General features: G+C 70.2%; 17 protein-coding genes and 1 tRNA gene. 9 read left to right on the forward strand and 9 right to left on the reverse strand.

Annotated elements, in window-relative coordinates; all coding sequences use genetic code 11:
• Nucleotides 1-53: 53 nt before the first annotated feature.
• Nucleotides 54-509, forward strand: coding sequence for a hypothetical protein (locus ACWD5F_RS14980; protein ID WP_451254421.1), 456 nt, complete (start codon nt 54-56; stop codon nt 507-509).
• Between the two features lie 114 nt (nt 510-623).
• Here the strand turns inward: ACWD5F_RS14980 and ACWD5F_RS14985 are convergent.
• The 7 genes from ACWD5F_RS14985 to galU all read right to left on the reverse strand — a co-directional run bounded on the left by ACWD5F_RS14985 (nt 624) and on the right by galU (nt 6340).
• Nucleotides 624-697: transfer RNA gene (locus tag ACWD5F_RS14985), tRNA-Ala, on the reverse strand.
• A gap of 124 nt (nt 698-821) precedes the next feature.
• On the reverse strand, nt 822-2108 hold the full coding sequence (gene sepX / locus ACWD5F_RS14990) for a divisome protein SepX/GlpR (protein WP_451254423.1): 1287 nt from the start codon (nt 2106-2108) through the stop codon (nt 822-824).
• A gap of 209 nt (nt 2109-2317) precedes the next feature.
• Entirely contained in the window at nt 2318-2941 is a 624-nt protein-coding gene (locus ACWD5F_RS14995) for a GNAT family N-acetyltransferase (protein ID WP_401716483.1), read from the reverse strand.
• A 20-nt stretch (nt 2942-2961) separates the two neighbouring features.
• Nucleotides 2962-3504, reverse strand: a complete 543-nt coding sequence (locus ACWD5F_RS15000; RefSeq protein WP_451254424.1) for a MogA/MoaB family molybdenum cofactor biosynthesis protein — start codon at nt 3502-3504, stop codon at nt 2962-2964.
• Nucleotides 3501-3980 carry a cyclic pyranopterin monophosphate synthase MoaC gene (moaC, locus tag ACWD5F_RS15005; protein ID WP_124003858.1) on the reverse strand — a complete coding sequence of 160 codons (480 nt, stop codon included), beginning with the start codon at nt 3978-3980 and terminating at the stop codon, nt 3501-3503. The genes ACWD5F_RS15000 and moaC overlap by 4 nt, the downstream gene beginning before the upstream one ends.
• A gap of 130 nt (nt 3981-4110) precedes the next feature.
• Complete coding sequence (gene glp, locus ACWD5F_RS15010) at nt 4111-5433, reverse strand: molybdotransferase-like divisome protein Glp (protein WP_451254425.1); 1323 nt, start codon at nt 5431-5433, stop codon at nt 4111-4113.
• Nucleotides 5434-5437: 4 nt separating this feature from the next.
• Entirely contained in the window at nt 5438-6340 is a 903-nt protein-coding gene (gene galU, locus ACWD5F_RS15015; RefSeq protein ID WP_124003860.1) for a UTP--glucose-1-phosphate uridylyltransferase GalU, read from the reverse strand.
• Nucleotides 6341-6434: 94 nt separating this feature from the next.
• Here galU and ACWD5F_RS15020 point away from each other — a divergent pair, with 94 nt between their 5' ends.
• Nucleotides 6435-7049 carry a 5-formyltetrahydrofolate cyclo-ligase gene (locus ACWD5F_RS15020; protein WP_401716471.1) on the forward strand — a complete coding sequence of 205 codons (615 nt, stop codon included), beginning with the start codon at nt 6435-6437 and terminating at the stop codon, nt 7047-7049.
• A 98-nt stretch (nt 7050-7147) separates the two neighbouring features.
• Here the strand turns inward: ACWD5F_RS15020 and ACWD5F_RS15025 are convergent, their stop codons facing one another.
• The gene (locus tag ACWD5F_RS15025; RefSeq protein ID WP_451254428.1) at nt 7148-9904 is read right to left on the reverse strand and encodes a penicillin acylase family protein; all 2757 of its coding nucleotides are present in this window, start codon (nt 9902-9904) and stop codon (nt 7148-7150) included.
• 240 nt (nt 9905-10144) lie between these two features.
• Between ACWD5F_RS15025 and ACWD5F_RS15030 the strand changes: the two genes are divergently transcribed.
• From ACWD5F_RS15030 to mscL, 6 genes are all read left to right on the forward strand, one after another.
• The gene (locus ACWD5F_RS15030) at nt 10145-11680 is read left to right on the forward strand and encodes a potassium/proton antiporter (RefSeq protein ID WP_451255097.1); all 1536 of its coding nucleotides are present in this window, start codon (nt 10145-10147) and stop codon (nt 11678-11680) included.
• Nucleotides 11681-11930: 250 nt separating this feature from the next.
• Entirely contained in the window at nt 11931-13223 is a 1293-nt protein-coding gene (locus ACWD5F_RS15035) for an MFS transporter (RefSeq protein WP_451254430.1), read from the forward strand.
• 67 nt (nt 13224-13290) lie between these two features.
• Nucleotides 13291-13635, forward strand: coding sequence for an FmdB family zinc ribbon protein (locus tag ACWD5F_RS15040; RefSeq protein WP_451254432.1), 345 nt, complete (start codon nt 13291-13293; stop codon nt 13633-13635).
• A gap of 121 nt (nt 13636-13756) precedes the next feature.
• Nucleotides 13757-14590 (forward strand): S-methyl-5'-thioadenosine phosphorylase, encoded by an 834-nt coding sequence (locus tag ACWD5F_RS15045; RefSeq protein WP_451254434.1) that lies wholly within the window; start codon nt 13757-13759, stop codon nt 14588-14590.
• 175 nt (nt 14591-14765) lie between these two features.
• Nucleotides 14766-15287, forward strand: coding sequence for a hypothetical protein (locus ACWD5F_RS15050; RefSeq protein ID WP_451254435.1), 522 nt, complete (start codon nt 14766-14768; stop codon nt 15285-15287).
• A gap of 147 nt (nt 15288-15434) precedes the next feature.
• Entirely contained in the window at nt 15435-15899 is a 465-nt protein-coding gene (gene mscL / locus ACWD5F_RS15055; RefSeq protein WP_451254437.1) for a large conductance mechanosensitive channel protein MscL, read from the forward strand.
• Between the two features lie 55 nt (nt 15900-15954).
• Here the strand turns inward: mscL and ACWD5F_RS15060 are convergent, their stop codons facing one another.
• Nucleotides 15955-16143, reverse strand: a complete 189-nt coding sequence (locus ACWD5F_RS15060; RefSeq protein ID WP_451254439.1) for a hypothetical protein — start codon at nt 16141-16143, stop codon at nt 15955-15957.
• A 77-nt stretch (nt 16144-16220) separates the two neighbouring features.
• Between ACWD5F_RS15060 and ACWD5F_RS15065 the strand changes: the two genes are divergently transcribed.
• On the forward strand, nt 16221-17450 hold the full coding sequence (locus ACWD5F_RS15065; RefSeq protein ID WP_401716450.1) for a low temperature requirement protein A: 1230 nt from the start codon (nt 16221-16223) through the stop codon (nt 17448-17450).
• The last annotated feature ends 80 nt before the right edge of the window (nt 17451-17530 follow it).

Here is a 17530-nt window from a genome sequence, read left to right on the forward strand (position 1 = left end):
CCCTGGTGCGATCTACGGTTCGAGTCGTCGATCAAGACCACAGAGGAGCCCCCATGGGACTGAGAAAACGAGCGGCTGCGACGGTCGCGACGCTGATCGCCGCGTTCCTTCTTCCGCTCGCCGCGCAGGCACCGGCACAGGCCGCCGCCACCGCGTGGACGCCGGGGATCTCCCCCCTGTACTCGGGCGAGTATGTGGAGCGGGACATACCCGGTGGTGAAAATGCTGACAAGGCGCTCAGGATTTGCGCCGCGGCATCAGGGATCGCCTGTGTCTCGGTCGGTCAGGGCGACGGCAAGCAGAGCATCTTCCATCTGTACAGGTGCGGTTCGCGGTCGCTCTCGAACTTCATCGACGCGCTCTCTGTGCTCAACAACCAGACGGGCGGAGCCGAAGTCCGTTTCACGGGGCCCAACGTGGGCACGTACCGCGCCCCTGCCAGCTCCAACACCATCTGGACGTTCCCGAACGCGGCGACGTACGACTTCAACACCATGTCCATCTGCTGAGGTCACACCGCCCCGGGCACGCCGACGAGGATGTCCGGGGCATCGCCCGTACGACTCGCGTACGACACCAAAGAGCCCCAACCGGATCAAACCGGTTGGGGCTCTGAGCTGCGGTGGACCTGTGGGGATTTGAACCCCAGACCCCCTCGATGCGAACGAGGTGCGCTACCAGACTGCGCCACAGGCCCTTGCAACGAGTGAAACTCTAGCATCCCGGTCCGCGTGCTTGGAAATCCGTTCCCGGGCCCGGCAGACGGCCGCGGCACAGGTGGGGGCGGGGGCGGATGCGGAGGGCGAGCGCCCCGGGCAGGCCTATTCGTTGGCGGCCCGGGGCCGCTCCCCGTCCTCGTACTGATCGAACAGCGGCGTACGCCCGCGCTCCCGCGCACGCCTCGCGGACGCGGCCCGGCGGGCGTCGCTGCGGCCCTCGTCGTCCGTCTCCGTCTCCGCCTGGTCGTCGGCGGAATCCAGGTGGGCGTCCGCGCCGGGCTCGGCACCCGAACCGGCCTCCGCCTCCTGGCCCCCGGCGACGGAACTCGACCGCGCCGAGCTCCACGCGTCCGGCGCCCCCAGGTCCACGTCGGAGGTGGCCCGCGGAGCGACCGGCGCGGTCACGTACGTCGGCAGCGGCACCGGCACCGGGTCCCAGCTGTCGCCGTGTCCGGGCCGCCGCTGGCGCTCGCGCTGCTGGTCGACCCACTCGGCGTGGTCGGTCTGCTCGACGAGGGCGCGACGGTCGGCGGCGAGCGCCGACATGCCGGGATCCAGTTCCTGCTCTGGCGCACCCTCCGGCGACTCGGCCTCGGCCTCCGCGGTGGCCCGTCGGCGCGGCTGGCGCTGACGCTCCCGCAGCCGCTGCGCGGCGGCCTCGGCCCGGCGCCGGTCCATCTGGTAGGTGAACCGGCGCTGCTCCTGGGAGCGCAGGTACACGATGTAGCCGCTCAGCAGTATCGCGGGCACACCCGGCGCCCACAGGAACGCCAGTCCCCCGACCGCCGCGACGATCGCGCCCATCGTGAAGGCGAGGAAGAGCATCACGGTGGTACGCCGACGGCGCGCGAGCACCTTCGTACGCCGGGCGCGCGCGGCGGCCGCCTCGGCCGCGGCCGAACGCCGGGCGGCCGGGACGCGCTTGCGCGCCGGCGCGGAGCCGGATGCGGGCGCCGGTGCGGAGTGGGACGCGCGCGCCGGTGCGGAACCGGACGCGGGAGCGGACGTATGACTCGGTGCGGGACCGGATGTACGGGCGGGTTTGGGACTCTGCGCCTGTGCCGACCCGGTGCCTGCCGCCGGCGCCTTCACGTCCGCGCGCACCTGGGCGCGCGCCGGAGGCATGGCGAAGGCCCGGACGTCCACCGAGTCGGTGACGACGTCCGGAGCGTCGGCGCTGGGCTCCCCCTCTTCGGTGGAGCGCGCGCGCAGGTCCTTGGCGTACCGGCGCTCCATGCCCGCCCGTCCGGACAGCAACCGGATGGCTGTGCTGAAGCGTTCCGTCGGACGGGCCTCGTTCAGCTCGTCCTGCCTACGGAGCCACATCGGCACCAAGTAGGCGGCCCAGGCCCCGACAATGACTGCGTAGATGAGGCCGCTGCTGCTCACGCCTCACACGGTAGAGGGGTTTGCGTGAGGCCATCTGCCAATTGAGCCGGTGTGTCGCACGATCTGGCTGATATTTCGAACTTTTTTTGTGACCGATGCGATCAGCAGCCCACCGAGGGCGCGAAATTAATGCCTTCAGGCGGTCGCCGAGCGATCAATTTCGAACACTTATTCAATTTCCGGGTCTAACGCCGGGTCTATCGCCGGACCTATCCGGGATTCCCTGGCGTGTTCTGCGGGTTCCGCTGAGAGCGTGCCCGCTGCCAGCGGTTCAGCAACCCGTCGGGGACCTCTTCCGCCGTGAGCGCGAAGACGAGATGGTCGCGCCAGGCTCCGTCGATGTGGAGATAACGCGGCCTGAGCCCCTCCTCGCGGAATCCGAGTTTCTCCACCACGCGGCGGCTGGGTCCGTTCTCGGGGCGAATGCAGACCTCGATGCGGTGCAGACCAACGGTGCGGAAACAGTGGTCCACGACGAGTGCCACGGACGTCGGCATCACACCGCGCCCGGCCACCGACTCGTCCACCCAGTAGCCGACATGGCCCGAGCACATGGAGCCCCAGGTGATCCCGGCGACCGTCAACTGCCCGACCAGGCGGCCCTGGTACTCGATGACGAACGGCAGCATCCGGCCCGAGTTCGCCTCGGACCGCAGATGCCGGACCATCTGGCGGTAGGTCGGCCGGTGCGCGATGGGCCCGCTGGGCGTGGGCGGCGGAATGGTCGCCTCCCAGGGGCGCAGCCAGTCCCGGTTGCGCCGGTTGACCTCGCGCCAGGCGCGCTGGTCACGCAGTTTTATCGGCCTCAGGACGATGTCGCCGTCCGCCAGCACGGCGGGCCAGGATGGGCTGTTCAGCTCGCACCCCCACTGGTGACGCCGGGTCTTTGGTGGTCGCCGCCCCGGATCTGGTCGACGGCGTGCACCAGCAGGGGTTCCAGGACGGCAAGACCGTCCTTCACCCCGCCGGTGGAACCCGGCAGGTTGACGATCAATGTCCGACCGGCCACTCCGGCCAGTCCCCGGGAGAGCGCGGCGGTCGGCACCTTCTCCCGTCCGAACGCCCGGACGGCCTCGGCGATGCCCGGCACCTCGTAGTCGATCACCCGGCGGGTCGCCTCCGGCGTGCGGTCGGTGGGCGAGATGCCGGTGCCGCCGGTGGTGACGATCACGTCGAAGCCGGCCTCCGTGCCCGCCCGCAGCGCGGCCTCGACCGGGTCGCCGTCGGGCACGACCCGCGGCCCGTCCACGGCGAAGCCCAGGCCCTTGAGTCCCTCGGCGATCAGCGGACCGCCCTTGTCCTCGTAGACCCCGGCCGCGGCCCGGTTGGAGGCCGTGACGACAAGGGCGCTGTAGGGCGCGGCAAGGGGACCGCCTATGGGCGCGTCGAGGCTCATGACCGGCTCCAGTCGCCCGACTTGCCGCCCGTCTTCTCCTCCACGCGCACGTCCGTGATGACCGCTCCCTTGTCGACCGCCTTGACCATGTCGATCACGGTGAGCGCGGCGACGGAGACCGCGGTGAGCGCCTCCATCTCGACGCCCGTGCGGTCCGTGGTCTTCACGGTGGCCAGGATCTCCACGGCGTCGTCCGCGACCGACAGGTCCAGTTTCACACCGGACACCGACAACGGGTGACAGAGCGGGATGAGGTCCGGTGTGCGCTTGGCGCCCATGATCCCCGCGATCCGCGCGGTGGCCAGCGCGTCGCCCTTCGGGACGCCCTCACCGCGCAGCAGCTCGATCACGCGGGGCGAGACGAGGACGCGCCCGCTGGCGCGGGCGGTCCGGGCGGTCACGTCCTTCCCGGAGACGTCGACCATGCGGGCGGCACCCGCGTCGTCGATGTGGGTCAGACGGTCCTGCGTGCTCATGGCGTGTGGCGCTCCCGGTCCGGGCCCGTCGCGATGCGGCGCGCGGGCCTGTTGTGCGCGACACGGTACCGCCAAGTCGGCGCGGACAACGGACCAGCACGGCCTCTTCGACCGGCACGCACGCGTGGGCTCAGCCGAGCAGGACGACCTCGACCTCGCTGCCGGGCTCCACGGACTCCACGTCCTCGGGTACGACGATCAGCGCGTCGGCGTGCGCGAGGGCCGCGACCAGGTGCGATCCGGCGCCGCCGACCGGGCTCACCGAGCCGTCGGCGTACGTGGCCCGCAGGAACTGCCGGCGCCCCTTCGGCGAGGTCAGCGCCTTGCCGGCGGTCAGGGTGGCCCGGGTCCTGGGCCGGTGGATGTCGTCGAGCCCCATGAGCGCGCGGATCGCGGGCCGCGCGAACAGCTCGAAGGAGACGTACGACGACACCGGGTTGCCCGGCAGGGCGAGCAGCGGGGTGTGGTCGGGGCCGATGGAGCCGAAGCCCTGGGGCTTGCCCGGCTGCATGGCGAGCTTGCGGAACTCGATGCCGCTGCCCGGCGCGTCCTCGTCGCCGACGTGGGACAGCGCTTCCTTGACGACGTCGTACGCTCCGACGCTCACGCCGCCGGTGGTGACCAGGAGGTCGGCGCGGACGAGTTGGTCCTCGATGGTGGCGCGCAGGGTCTCGGCGTCGTCGGCGACGGCGCCCACCCGGTAGGCGATGGCGCCGGCGTCGATGGCGGCCGCGGTGAGGGCGAAGCTGTTGGAGTCGTAGATCTGGCCGCTGCCCAATTGCTCGTCGGGCTGGACGAGTTCGCTGCCGGTGGACATGACGACCACGCGTGGACGCGGGCGCACGCGGACCGTGCCGCGGCCGATCGCCGCGAGCAGGGCGATCTGCGGGGGGCCGAGGACGGTGCCCGCGTCCAGGGCGCGGTCCCCGGCCTTCACGTCGCTGCCCTTCGCGCGGACGTGCGCGCGTGCCTCGGCCGGCCGGTACACGTGCACATGGCCCTCGGCGGCCTCGGGGGCCAGGCTGCGGGCGCGCATCCCGGTCACCGGTCCTTCGCCGAGGCCTCCGTCGGTCCACTCGACGGGGACGACGGTCTCGGCGCCGGGCGGCAGCGGGGCGCCGGTCATGATGCGGGCGGCCTGGCCGGGGCCCACGTGGAGCAGGTCGGCCTGGCCCGCCGCGACGTCGCCGACGACCTCCAGGACGGCGGGGAACTCCTCGCTCGCGCCCGCGACATCCGCGACCCGTACCGCGTACCCGTCCATGGAGCTGTTGTCGAAGGGCGGCAGCGAGAGCGGCACCGTGATGTCTTCGACGAGGACGCAGCCCTGGGCGTCCAGCAGGTTCAGCTCGATGGGTTCGAGGGGGCGGACGGTGGCGAGGATGTCCTCCAGGTGTTCCTCCACCGACCACAGGTGGTCCGGGCCGGCGGTGCGGGGCGCGGCGCTGCTCAAATCGCTACATCTCCTCGGCTACGTAACTGCGAAGCCAGGTCCGGAAGTCCGGGCCCAGATCTTCACGTTCGCACGCGAGTCTGACAATGGCACGCAGATAGTCGCCGCGGTCGCCGGTGTCATAGCGGCGGCCCTTGAAGACGACGCCGTGCACCGGGCCGCCGACCTTCTCGTCCTGGGCGAGCTGCTGGAGGGCGTCGGTGAGCTGGATCTCGCCGCCGCGGCCCGGCTCGGTCTTGCGCAGTATGTCGAAGATGTGGGGGTCGAGGACGTAGCGTCCGATGACCGCGTAGTTCGAGGGGGCGTCCACCGGGTCGGGCTTCTCGACCAGGCCGGTCACCTTGACGACGTCGCCGTCCGCGGTGGGCTCGACGGCCGCGGAGCCGTAGAGGTGGATCTGCTCCGGCTCGACCTCCATGAGGGCGATGACGCTGCCGCCGTGCTGCTCCTGGACCGCGACCATGCGCGCGAGCAGCGGGTCGCGCGGGTCGATCAGGTCGTCGCCGAGCAGGACCGCGAAGGGCTCGTGACCGACGTGCGGGGCCGCGCAGAGCACGGCGTGACCGAGACCCTTGGGGTCGCCCTGGCGCACGTAGTGCATGGTCGCGAGGTCGCTGGACTCCTGGACCTTGGCCAGCCGGCTGGCGTCACCCTTCTTCTGAAGGGCGGACTCGAGCTCGTAGTTGCGGTCGAAGTGGTCCTCCAGGGGACGCTTGTTGCGCCCCGTGATCATGAGGACGTCATCGAGGCCCGCGGACACGGCCTCCTCGACCACGTACTGGATCGCCGGCTTGTCGACGACGGGCAGCATCTCCTTGGGAGTGGCCTTCGTGGCCGGCAGGAACCGGGTGCCGAGGCCGGCTGCGGGAATGACAGCCTTGCTGATCCTGGGGTGCGACTGAGTCATGTCCGTAACCTTATCCGGTGCCTTTGCAGTGAATCTGTGGCTCCGGTTAATTAGCTCTCATATGAGCACATTAGGAAGGGTACGGGTGCGACCTGTGAGTCACATCGGACGTGCGGCCGAGCCTGGCAAGCAAATGTTGCGGCGAGAGTTCCTCGCGGTGAGGAACAGGTTGACGGCGGATGACGTGCGGGAATCCGCGGGCGAGTTGGCCACGCGCGCGCTCGAACTGCCCGAGTTGGCGCACGCGCGCACGGTGGCGGCGTACGTCTCCGTGGGCAGCGAACCCGGAACGCTCGCGCTGCTGGACGCGCTGCACGCGCGGGGCGTGCGGGTGCTGCTCCCCGCGCTCCTGCCGGACAACGACCTGGACTGGGGCTCCTACGCCGGCGAGGGCTCCCTCGCCCGGGTCCAACACGGCGGAAAGATGGCCCTGTTCGAGCCCACCGGCACACGTCTTGGCCCGCACGCCGTCACCGAGGCGGACGCCGTGCTGCTGCCCGGCCTCGCGGTCGACGCGCGCGGGATGCGGCTGGGGCGCGGCGGAGGGTCGTACGACCGGGTGCTCGCGCGCCTGGAGCGCGCGGACGTCCGTCCCGCGCTGGTGGTGCTCCTCTACGACACGGAGGTCGTCGAGCGTGTTCCGGCGGAGGAGCACGACCGGCCCGTGCATGCCGCGGTGACGCCGTCGGCGGTGCACCGCTTCCGGTAGCGGGACAGCGGCGGGTGACGTCCTGCGGGACGCGCCAAAGGGCCCTCCACGCGTGCGTGGAGGGCCCTTTGAGGTCGTGGCCGCTTACCGCGGGCGGCTCACGGTTTCAGGACCAGCGTGTCGCTCGTGCTGTCGTCGACGGCCTTGTCCGAGAAGGACCACGGCAGCAGTTCACCGTCGACCCACTTGCTCGTCTGGTCGGTGTAGTGCGCGCTGAAGGCGTGCCCGGAGGCGCCGGTGAGATTGATCCACTTCGACTTGTCGAGGTCATCGAGGTTGACCACCATGCGCATCGACGGCACCCACACGACGCCGTAACCGCCTGCGGCGTTCCACCCGGTGGCGTTGACGGTCGCCTCGCCGCCGCCGAGCTTCCAGGGGCCGCGGTTGAGGATGTACTGCACGACCGCGGGACCGCTGGTGCCGAGGGTCTGGTTCTTCAGGAACAGGCGGTGCAGCCGGCCCCAGCTCCAGGTGTCGATGTCCTTGCCGAGCTTGGAGGTCAGCTCCCAGCGGGCGTCGATCAGGGCGCGCTTGAACAGGTCGTCACGGTTGTTGGTCGCGCCCTGCCGGGTGCCCGCCTTGGGTGTCGTCCACCAGTCGCTCTTGGGGTCGTTCATGAGGTTGCGCACGACCTCGAACCAGCGGTCGCCGCCGTCGGGTTGCGCCTGGTCGGCGTCGCGCTGACCGCACTCGCGGACCTTCTGGGTGTCGTCCACGGGGCCGGTCCCGTTGACGGGGTCGACCCACAGGCACTGGCCCTCGACGCGCAGTTCCTTGGGCAGTTTGTTGCCGAAGGCGAGCTTGAGGATGTTGCGCCACACCGAGTTGAAGTAGGCCGCGGCGGCCGAGTCGGCGTCCTGGGTGTAGTCCCAGCCCTCCAGCAGCTTCTGTGCCTCGCGGACGTCCTTGTCGTCGACGTTGATCTTCAGCAGCTTGGGCACGAGCAGCTTGGCGATCTCGCTGCTGTTGTCCAGCTGCATCTGGCGCATGTCGTCGGTGGAGATCTTGCCGCCGCCCTTGATCTTCGACTGGATCAGGTCGGTGATGCGCTGGCTGCGGGTGCCGTAGCCCCAGTCCGTGGTGAGCGTGTAGGGGTACTTGTCCGGGTCGATGACGGCCTGGTTGGCGGTGACGATGTAGCCGCGCTCCGGGTCGAACTCGTAGGGCAGCTCGTCCTGCTTGATGAAGCCGGTCCACTCGTACTTGGAGTCCCAGCCCGGCGCGGGGATGGAACCGTCGTCGCCCTTCGCCCGGATGGGGATCCGTCCGGGCAGCGTGTACCCGATGTGGTTGTCGGTGTCGGCGTAGACGAGGTTCTGCGAGGGCACGTCGAACTTGGCGGCCGCCGAGCGGAACTCGGTCCAGTTCGACGCCTTGTCGATGGCGAAGACGGCGTCCATGGTGGTGCCCGCGTCCAGCGCGGTCCAGCGCAGGGCGATGCCGTAGCCGTCGCCTCTGTCGGGCGCGGCCGTGTCGACGGTGGCCTTCTTGCCGACCTTCACCAGCTCGCTGTTGCGGTCGGACAGCAGGGGCCCGTTGTTCGTCTCGCGGACGACGATCTTCTTGGAGTCGCCGCCGGCGACCTTGATGGTCTCGGTACGGGACTTGAAGGGCTTCACGGTGCCGTCGTACAGGTAGCCGTCGCCGCTGAGCTTCTCCAGGTAGAGGTCGGTGACGTCGACGCCGGAGTTGGTCATGCCCCAGGCGATGTCCTGGTTGTGGCCGATGACCACGCCGGGCATGCCCGAGAAGGTGTAACCGGTCACGTCGTACTGGCACTTGGCGGAGACCGTGCGGCAGTGCAGGCCCATCTGGTACCAGACGGACGGCAGCGAGGCCGACAGGTGCGGGTCGTTGGCCAGCAGCGGTTTGCCGGTGATGGTGTACTTCCCGGCCACGACCCAGGAGTTGGAGCCGATGCCCTGGCCGTTCACGCCGACGGCCGTGGGGACGTCGTCCAGGACGTCGTAGAGGCCCGAGAGCTGGCTCTCCAGGGCCGAACCCGCCGACGAGGTGGACGAGCCCGTCGTACCGCTCGTGGACGTCCCGGAAGTGCCGCTGTCGCCCTGCTCGAACGTCTGGGTGAGCTCGTCGTACTGGCCTTCCTGGACGATCGCCTGGTTGCGGCTGTACGGGTACTCCGGGTACAGGTCCTTGATCTGCTTGGGGCCGAGCCGGCTGGTCATCAGGGCGCGGTCGATCTCGTCGTCCATGTTGCCGCGCAGGTCCCAGGCCATCGCCTTCAACCACGCCACGGAGTCGACAGGGGTCCACTGCTCGGGCTTGTAGTCGTTGACGAAGCCCAGGGCGGCGTACTCCAGGGAGATGTCCTTGCCGTCCTTGCCCTTGAGGTAGGCGTTGACTCCCTTGGCGTAGGCCTGGAGGTACTTCTTGGTGGAGGCCGACAGCTTGGTGTCGTACTCCTCCTTGGCGACCCGGTCCCAGCCCATGGTGCGCAGGAACTCGTCGTCCTTGACCTGGTCCTTGCCGAACATCTCCGACAGGCGCCCGGACGTCATGTGCCGGCGCACGTCCATCTCGTAGAACCGATCCTGCGCCTGGACATAGCCCTGCGCCATGAACAGGTCCTCGTCGGAGGAGGCGTAGATCTGGGGGATGCCGTAGCCGTCACGCTTGACGTCGACGGGTCCTGACAGACCGTCGAGCGTGATGGAGCCCTTCGTCTGCGGGAAGGACGCACGGACGGTACTGATCGACCAGTACGCCCCGTAGGCGACGCCTCCGATGATGGCCAGCACCAGGACGAGGACGACAAGGCGGGCTTTGCGCCCCTTCTTCCTGCCGGACTTGCGGGCCTTGCGACCCGTTGAGGCGGTGGTGTTGGGGGGCATCGCTGTCCTTGCTGTCCTTCCGCGAGCGGCAGGCGGGCTGGTCCATGTGACTGAGCGCTGGAGCAACCATAGGCGCAGGGCCCACAGCCCCTTGACGCGGTGTCCGCAACGAGCGCGGACGAGCGTTCGATCATGCCTCGCCGAGTGTCAAGGAATCGTCAAGAGTTAGGTAAGGTAACGAAGTACCTGGATGCGGAGCTCCATGGGCTCGTGTCCTATGTACGTGAGCTCCCGCGCGGGATGCGCGTGAGCCAGGGAAGGGAACGGCCGCTGACTGTCCACCACCTCAACCAGCTCCTGTTCGTCTGCTCGCTCGTCCTGCTCGTAGCCGTGGCCGCGGTCCGGATCTCCTCGCGCAGCGGACTCCCCAGCCTGCTCGTGTACCTGGGGATCGGCGTCGCCATGGGACAGGACGGCATCGGCGACATCCGCTTCGACAACGCCGAACTGACCCAGGTCATCGGATACGCGGCCCTGGTCGTGATCCTCGCCGAGGGCGGTCTTGGCACGAAGTGGAAGGAGGTCGAGCCCGTCCTGCCGTCCGCCACCGCGCTGGCACTGGTCGGCACCGGGGTGAGCGTCGGGGTCACGGCGTCGGCCGCGCACTTCCTGATCGGGCTGGAGTGGCGCCAGGCGCTCATCATCGGGGCGGTCGTCTCCTCGACGGACGCGGCCGCGGTCTTCTCCGTGCTGCGCAAGATCCCGCTCCCCGCGCGCGTGACGGGCACCCTGGAGGCCGAGTCCGGCTTCAACGACGCCCCCGTCGTCATCCTGGTCGTCGCCTTCTCCACGGCGGGCCCGGTCGACCACTGGTACGCGCTGATCGGTGAGATAGCGCTGGAGCTGGCCATCGGCGCCGCCATCGGCCTCGCGGTGGGCTGGCTGGGCGCCTGGGGCCTGCGGCACGTCGCCCTGCCCGCCTCCGGCCTCTACCCCATCGCCGTCATGGCGATCGCCGTCACCGCGTACGCGGGTGGCGCGCTGGCGCACGGCAGCGGCTTCCTGGGCGTCTACCTCGCCTCGATGGTGATGGGCAACGCCAAGCTGCCGCACTGGCCCGCCACGCGCGGGTTCGCCGACGGGCTCGGCTGGATCGCACAGATCGGCATGTTCGTGCTGCTCGGCCTCCTGGTCACCCCGCACGAACTCGGCGACGACATCTGGCCCGCCCTCGTCATCGGCATGGTGCTCACGATGGTGGCGCGGCCCTTGAGCGTGGTGGTCTGCCTGACGCCGTTCCGGGTGCCCTGGCAGGAGCAGACCCTCATGTCCTGGGCCGGGCTGCGCGGCGCGGTGCCCATCATCCTGGCGACGATCCCCATGGTGGAGGGCGTCGACGCCAGCCGCCGCATCTTCAACATCGTCTTCGTCCTGGTCGTCGTCTACACCCTGATCCAGGGCCCGACCCTGCCCTGGCTGGCCCGCAAGCTGCGCCTGGGCGGGGACGCCGAGGCCGCCGACCTCGGCATCGAGTCGGCGCCTCTGGAGCGACTGCGCGGGCATCTTCTGTCGGTCGCCATTCCCGACGGCTCCAAGATGCACGGCGTCGAGGTGGCCGAGCTGCGGCTGCCCGCCGGAGCGGCCGTCACCCTCGTCGTCCGCGAGGGAAAATCGTTTGTCCCGCTGCCGACCACGGTCCTGCGGCACGGGGACGAACTCCTCGTCGTCGCCACCGACCCCGTCCGGGACGCGGCGGAACGACGCCTGCGCGCCGTGGGCCACGGCGGCAAGCTGGCGGACTGGCTGGGCACGGACGGGGCGGGCGCGGGGCGGTGACGTGCTCCGCCGAGCCGGGCCTTCGATCCTGTAGGCCTCTGGTCCTGTCAGCCTTCGATCCCTGTAGAATGCAAGCAGACTTTGATCGAACCAACTCTGCCTGACGCAGAGCTGGCGCGACCGTATGGCGGTCGGAACGCTCTCCACGGCGGAGGCAGCGGGCTCCGGCATCTACCGCAGTTCCGCGCAAGAGGACAGCTCTCGGCGCCCCCGCACGGGCGCGCTACCAGGTGGCAGAAAGGCACGGGCCGTGGCATCCACGGTCACCACCGAGCCGTCGGAGAACTCGCCGGCTCCCACCCGCCCGGGATACGGACAGCTGCTGCGCACCCGCGGCGCCTGGACCTTCCTGCTCCCCGGCTTCGCGGCCCGCCAGCCGTTCGCGATGCTCACCATCTCCATCGTGCTGCTCGTGCAGCACACCACCGGCTCGTACGGCGCCGCAGGCGCCGCCGCGGCCGTCACGGGCGTCTCGATGGCCCTGTTCGCGCCCTACAGCGGCCGCCTCGCCGACCGCTACGGGCAGCGCACGGTGCTGCTCCCGGGCGTACTCGTGCACACCGTGTCCGGTCTGACCCTGACCGCGCTCGCGCTCGCCCACGCGCCGCTGTGGGCGCTGTTCGTGGCGGCCGTGCCCACGGGCGCCTCGGTGCCGCAGGTCGGCCCCATGGTGCGCGCCCGCTGGGGCGTGAAGCTCCAGGACTCGCCCCTGCTGACCACCGCCGCCGCCTTCGAGTCCGTCACCGACGAGCTGACCTTCGTCTTCGGCCCGCTGCTCGCCACCGCCCTGTGCACGGCCGTCGACCCGGCCGCCGGCCTGGTGACGGAGGCGGCCCTGACGCTCATCGGCGGCCTGCTGTTCGCGGCGCAGAAGAGCACCCAGCCCACGGTCGCGGTCCGCGGGCACGCACGCGTGGAGCACGTTTCCGCGCTGAGCATCCCCGGGGTGCGCGTTCTGATCGTGACCTTCCTGGGCATCGGCACCGTCTTCGGCGGTATGCAGGTCTCCCTGGCCGCGTTCACGGAGTCGATCGGCGAACCCGGCCTCAACGGCGTCCTGTACGGCGTCTTCGCGGCGGGCAACATGCTCTCCGGCATCGTCTGCGGGGCGATCGCGTGGAAGACGGCCCCGCGGCGGCGCCTGGTCGTCGGCTACGGCGCGCTCGCCCTCACGGCCTCCGGGCTGTGGGCCGCGCACTCGGTGCTCGTCCTGGCCGGCCTGGGCCTGCTCGTCGGCATGTGCATCGCGCCCGCGCTGATCACCGGCTACACGCTCGTCGAGGGCCTGGTCCCGGCGGGCGCGCGCACCGAGGCGTTCACCTGGCTGACCGGCGCGGTCGCGCTCGGTCAGGCGGCCGCCGTCACCCTCGCCGGACAGCTGGAGGACCGCTTCTGGACGGGCGCCGGGTTCCTGGTGCCGGCGGCGGGCACGATACTGGCTCTGGCGACTCTCCTGACCCTCCGCTCACGCCTCGCGGTGCGGCCCCGCAGCCGGACCGTGGCACGTGGCGTCGGTCACCGCGTGCCGGTGACGGTGGACTGATCCTCAGGAATACGTCACTATGGACCGTCGTTAGCACTCACTGAGTGAGAGTGCCAGGAGGAAGACAGTGCCCACTTACCAGTACCAGTGCACCGAGTGCGGCGAGGGCCTCGAGGCGGTGCAGAAGTTCACCGATGACGCCCTCACCGAGTGCCCCAACTGTGGTGGCCGCCTGAAGAAGGTGTTCTCCGCGGTCGGCATTGTCTTCAAGGGCTCCGGTTTCTACCGCAACGACAGCCGCGGCTCCTCTTCGAGCAGCGCGCCGGCGTCGTCGGGCTCGTCGTCCAAGTCGACGTCGTCGTCCTCTTCGAGTGACTCGTCGTCTTCATCGTCCTCTTCCTCTTCGTCCTCCTCGGACTCGAAGTCGAAGTCGTCGAGCACCGGCTCCTCCAGCAGCAGCTCCGCCGCATAGGACTCGCTCCCAGGACCCTGTCGTCGTAGGACGGCAGGGTCCTCGGTGTTCCCGGAGGTGTCCCGAAGGTGTTCCCGGAGCGGCTCACCGCCCGCCGCCGGGGCCGGTTACTGTGCTGGTCATGGCGAACGCAGAGATCGGTGTCATCGGCGGCTCGGGCTTCTACTCGTTCCTGGAGGACGTCACCGAGGTCCAGGTGGACACCCCGTACGGGCCACCCAGCGACTCCCTCTTCCTGGGCGAGGTCGCCGGCCGTCGGGTCGCCTTCCTGCCCCGGCACGGACGCGGCCACCATCTGCCCCCGCACCGCATCAACTACCGGGCCAACCTGTGGGCGTTGCGGTCGGTCGGTGTGCGCCAGGTCCTCGGCCCGTGCGCGGTGGGCGGCCTGCGCCCCGACTACGGACCGGGCACGCTGCTCGTGCCGGACCAGCTGGTCGACCGTACGAAGTCCCGGGCCGGGACGTACTTCGACGGCCTGCCGCTGCCCGACGGAAACGTGCCGAACGTCGTGCACGTGTCCCTGGCCGACCCGTACTGCCCCACCGGCCGCGCCGCCGCGCTCAAGGCCGCGCGTGGACGGGACTGGGAGGCGGTGGACGGCGGCACGCTGGTCGTGATCGAGGGGCCGCGCTTCTCGACCCGCGCCGAGTCGCTCTGGCACCAGGCGCAGGGCTGGTCGATCGTGGGCATGACCGGCCACCCGGAAGCGTCCCTCGCCCGTGAACTGGAGCTCTGCTACACGTCGTTGACCCTGGTCACCGACCTCGACGCGGGCGCCGAGACCGGCGAGGGCGTCTCGCACGACGAGGTGCTGCGGGTGTTCGCGGCAAACGTGGACCGACTGCGCGGGGTGCTGTTCGACGCGGTGGCCGGCCTGCCGTCCACTGACGACCGGGACTGCCTGTGCACGACGGCCCTGGGCGGGATGGATCCGGGGTTCGCGCTGCCGTAGCGGGGTGCGGGCGCGGAGGACTGTGCGGCTGTGGACAGCTGGAGGGTGCGGAACGTCCCGTTCGGGTGAGGGAGTTGTCCACAACCCGCCGGTCGTCCACCGGCCTCGGCGAGCTTCGGCGAAGAGCCCCATCGTGGGTTCGCAAGCCGATCCCTCGACGCAGGTGGTGACCCCCATGTCCTTCACGCACCCTTCTCCCCCGCCCCGCACCGAAACCCCCGCCACCTGCGAGGTCCCGCACTTCGCCCCCGTGCGGGTGCGCGGCGGGCGGTATCAACTGGGGCGGCTGGTACGGCATCGACGGCGGGCGCTGGCCGCGGGCCTGGCCGTGACAGCGGCCGCGCTGGTGGCGGCGGGACCGCAGCACACGGACCGGGCGCGCGGACATCCGGTGGCGGATCCCGTACGACACCACCGTGCCGTCGAGATGGTGGCCGCGCCGGTGCGGATCACCGACGGCGCCACGGTCCGGCTCCTGCGGCCCGGCGACCGGGTCGACGTCATCGCCGCGCGGGAGACGGCGACGGGCGGTGACGCGCACGTGGTCGCACGCGGGGCGCGGGTGACCAAGGTGCCTGAGCCGCTGGACAGTTCGGTCGACAGCGGGGCGCTGGTGGTGCTGTCGGTTCCGCGCTCGCTCGCCGCGCGGCTGGCCGGCGCCGGGGCGACGGCACGGTTGGCGGTGACGCTGTGCTGAACCGGGCCGTACACGGCGTCCGCTTTCTGCTGCCTCGCTTGTCAAGTCCCTCGTTCGAGCTACCCAATTGGACAGGGCGACCTTGCCCTGACGTAGGTTGCGGAGCTGTTTGTTCCACAACCGGCGCATGCGAGAAGAGGCCCCGCGGTGAGCGAGAAGAAGGATCCGAATGTCTGGCAGGGCTTCAAGGCCTTCCTGACACGCGGGAACGTCGTGGACCTGGCGGTCGCGGTGGTCATCGGCGCCGCGTTCACCAACATCGTGAACGCGGTGGTGAAGGGACTCATCAACCCGCTCGTCGGGGCGATCGGCACCAAGAACCTCGACAGCTACAGCTCGTGCCTGAGCGACAGTTGCTCGGGCGACGAGGGCATCCAGCTCATGTGGGGCTCGGTCCTCGGCGCCACGCTGACCTTCGTGATCACGGCGGCCGTCGTCTACTTCCTGATGGTCCTGCCGATGTCCAAGTACCTGGCGCGGCAGGCGGCCCGGGACAAGGCGAAGGAAGGCACGCACGAGGTCATCGAGCTGACCGAGCTGGAGGTGCTCAAGGAGATCCGCGACGCCCTGGTCGCGCAGCGCGGCTCCGGGCCCGGCGGCCCGCAGCAGTAGCGGCGGGGGTCGGTCCGGCCCGGCGGGCAGCTTGGTGGGCGGCGGTCGGCGCGGTTCAGATGTGGTGGGGCGGCTTCTCGTCGAGGAACCGCTTCAGGTCCGCCGCGCCGCCGCCGTCGGCGCCGGGACGCTCGCCCCAGCCGCGGTCCGTGTCGTCCGAGGACTGCTGGTCCAGCGGGTCGTCGAAGACGAGCGAGGGTTTCGGCTCGGGCGACTCCGAGGCAGGCTCGGGGGCAGTGGTCATGTCTCCAGGATACGACCCCTGTGCACTTGTGAATGCTTTCACAAGAATTTCCGCCGATTATCTGGTGTGCTGGACCCATGACCAGCAGCTCGACTCCGTCGTCGGCGCCCTCCGGCGACCCCGCACGCCACAGACCCCTGCGCAGGATCACGGCCCGGGGCCGGGACGAGGCGCACCGCGTCGCCTCCCCGCTCGAGCTCTTCTTCGACCTGTGTTTCGTGGTGGCCGTCGCCCAGGCGGGCATCCAACTGGTGCACTCCGTGGCCGAAGGACATCCGGGCGAGGGGATCCTCAACTACGCGATGGTGTTCTTCGCCATCTGGTGGGCGTGGATGAACTTCACCTGGTTCGCGTCGGCGTACGACAACGACGACGTGCTCTACCGGGTCGTCACCCTGATCCAGATCGCCGGAGTGCTCGTGCTCGCGGCCGGGGTGTCCCGGGCGTTCGAGGACCACGAGTTCCTGGCCGTCTGGTTGGGCTATGTGATCATGCGGGTCGCCATGAGCGCGCAGTGGCTGCGGGTCGCGCGGTCGAGCGAGGGCGCGGAGAGAACGACGGCGTTGCGGTACGCCGGCGGAGTACTGCTGTGCCAGGTCGGCTGGTTGGGCCTGCTGGTCCTGCCCGAGGGCGGCCGTGCCTGGGTCTTCCTGGTGATGGCGATCCTGGAGATGTGCGTACCGCTCTACGCGGAGAAGGACCACCCCACCTCCTGGCACCCGCACCACATCTCCGAGCGGTACGGGCTGTTCACGATCATCGTGCTCGGCGAGACCATCGCCTCGGCCACCGTCGCCGTGAAGACGGGTGTCGACGAGAACGACGCCCTGGGCGAGCTGCTGCCCATCGCCGCGGGTGGCTTGCTGATCATCTTCGCCGCCTGGTGGATCTACTTCGTGGTGCCCATCCACGGGCACCTGCGCTCCAACCGGCAGTCCTTCCTGTGGGGTTACGGCCACTACGTGATCTTCGCGTCGGCGGCCGCGATCGGCGCGGGTCTGGAGGTGGCGGTGGAGCAGGCGGTCGGCGAGGCGCACATCTCCACGCTGGCCGCGTCGGCGGCCGTGACACTGCCGACGGCGCTGTACCTGCTGACGGTCTGGTTGCTGCACGCGCGGTTCTACAAGGTGGGCACGGTCCAGCAGTTGGTCCTGCCGACCGCCGCCCTGCTGGTGATCCTCTGCACGTTCCTGGGCGACTGGGCGGTACTCGCGGCCGGCATCGTGTCCGCGCTGACGGTGGCGACCGGGGTGACGCTGACGGCACGCATGGTCGCCGGGGAGCGCGGGGCGACGCAGGAGGTGTGACCGGAGCACCCGGACGCCGGGCGCCCGCGCCCCGAATACGGGCACCCCACGCCGCTCACGCCCCCGCGCCTCACGCCGGG

The organism is Streptomyces sp. NPDC002499 (assembly GCF_053595415.1).

Coding starts and splice junctions, on each gene's coding strand:
- ACWD5F_RS14980 (WP_451254421.1), top strand. CDS start 54: ATGGGACTGAGAAAACGAGCGGCTGCGACGGTCGCGACGCTGATCGCC.
- ACWD5F_RS15000 (WP_451254424.1), bottom strand. CDS start 3,504: ATGAGCCTCGACGCGCCCATAGGCGGTCCCCTTGCCGCGCCCTACAGC.
- moaC (WP_124003858.1), bottom strand. CDS start 3,980: ATGAGCACGCAGGACCGTCTGACCCACATCGACGACGCGGGTGCCGCC.
- galU (WP_124003860.1), bottom strand. CDS start 6,340: ATGACTCAGTCGCACCCCAGGATCAGCAAGGCTGTCATTCCCGCAGCC.
- ACWD5F_RS15025 (WP_451254428.1), bottom strand. CDS start 9,904: ATGCCCCCCAACACCACCGCCTCAACGGGTCGCAAGGCCCGCAAGTCC.
- ACWD5F_RS15030 (WP_451255097.1), top strand. CDS start 10,145: ATGCGCGTGAGCCAGGGAAGGGAACGGCCGCTGACTGTCCACCACCTC.
- ACWD5F_RS15045 (WP_451254434.1), top strand. CDS start 13,757: ATGGCGAACGCAGAGATCGGTGTCATCGGCGGCTCGGGCTTCTACTCG.
- ACWD5F_RS15050 (WP_451254435.1), top strand. CDS start 14,766: ATGTCCTTCACGCACCCTTCTCCCCCGCCCCGCACCGAAACCCCCGCC.
- ACWD5F_RS15060 (WP_451254439.1), bottom strand. CDS start 16,143: ATGACCACTGCCCCCGAGCCTGCCTCGGAGTCGCCCGAGCCGAAACCC.
- ACWD5F_RS15065 (WP_401716450.1), top strand. CDS start 16,221: ATGACCAGCAGCTCGACTCCGTCGTCGGCGCCCTCCGGCGACCCCGCA.